The 1,382-nt window shown below is 37.0% G+C and carries 1 protein-coding gene; it reads left to right on the top strand.

Annotation, left to right across the window (positions count from 1 at the left end; genetic code table 11):
- Positions 1–134 precede the first annotated feature (134 nt).
- On the top strand, positions 135–776 hold the full coding sequence (locus H5203_RS22455; RefSeq protein ID WP_011751353.1) for a type A-2 chloramphenicol O-acetyltransferase CatII: 642 nt from the start codon (positions 135–137) through the stop codon (positions 774–776).
- The last annotated feature ends 606 nt before the right edge of the window (positions 777–1,382 follow it).

Raw genomic sequence — 1,382 nt, 5'->3', positions numbered from 1 at the left:
ATACATCTTAAGCCCGAATCTGATATCATTATTCTGTACCAAGCGGCTTACGGAGGACGGGATGCTGCCCATTGAGACAACCAGACTGCCTTCTGATTATTAATATTTTTCGCTATTAATCAGAAGGAATAAACATGAATTTTACCAGAATTGATCTGAACACCTGGAACCGCAGAGAACATTTTGCTCTTTATCGTCAGCAGATAAAATGCGGATTCAGCCTGACCACAAAACTCGATATTACAGCTTTGCGTACCGCACTGGCGGAAACGGATTATAAATTTTATCCGGTGATGATTTATCTGATCTCCCGGGTTGTTAATCAGTTTCCGGAGTTCCGGATGGCAATGAAAGATAATGCACTGATTTACTGGGATCAGACCGATCCTGTATTTACTGTTTTTCATAAAGAGACTGAAACATTTTCTGCGCTCTTCTGCCGTTATTGTCCGGATATCAGTGAATTTATGGCGGGCTATAATGCGGTGATGGCAGAATATCAGCATAATACTGCATTGTTCCCGCAGGGAGCGTTACCAGAGAACCACCTGAATATATCATCATTACCCTGGGTGAGTTTTGACGGATTTAACCTGAATATCACCGGTAATGATGATTATTTTGCTCCGGTGTTTACTATGGCGAAGTTTCAGCAGGAAGATAACCGCGTATTATTACCTGTTTCTGTACAGGTACATCATGCCGTTTGTGATGGCTTTCATGCAGCCAGGTTTATTAATACACTTCAGATGATGTGTGATAACATACTGAAATAAGTTAATTAATACTTTATTTAAGCCACTGTATCCGGAAGGAATGGTGGCTTTTTTTTATCTTTTCGTCGTGATGTGTAATCTCGTTTCAGAATGGTTCAGGATCACTGTACGATAATGCTCCCGTAGTTTGGTAATATCCTTAATAAGAAAAAACAAGCAAAGACGAACAGCAATAGTAATAAAGAAAGCAGTAACAATAACAGTAATAAGTTAGTAACAACACCAGATGCAGTTATAACAATAATAGTATTTATAGTAATAGCACTTACAATAATAGTATTTACAACACCAGAAAGACTGCTGCGACAGTCGTTTTAAACAATACCAGAATGCTGTAAAAGCACCTGTAGTATTAACATTAGTATTAATACCAGTAGTAACACCAGTGAAAACATCATGATGGTATAGAAATATGCCTGAATATGTTTAATTAAACAATAAATAAACCGCCATGTATAACAGAAGATAATATTCTGGTTGGCATTCTTTCTGTTCAGTATAAACATATCGTCCGGCTTCATCAGGAAGGTATATAATAAGTTAAGCTGAACAGGTATATATTTTAGTTTTATTTTTTGATGTTATAAATAAAGTAAGACGATCTGC

This window comes from Pseudoalteromonas sp. SG41-1 (assembly GCF_014164575.1).
In the GTDB taxonomy this organism is placed as follows: Bacteria; Pseudomonadota; Gammaproteobacteria; order Enterobacterales; family Alteromonadaceae; genus Pseudoalteromonas; species Pseudoalteromonas rhizosphaerae.
This window is presented reverse-complemented; position numbering and strand designations above follow the sequence as displayed.

What these genes read in the sequence shown, in the direction of transcription:
- H5203_RS22455 (WP_011751353.1), top strand. Translation starts at nt 135, where the DNA reads ATGAATTTTACCAGAATTGATCTGAACACCTGGAACCGCAGAGAACAT.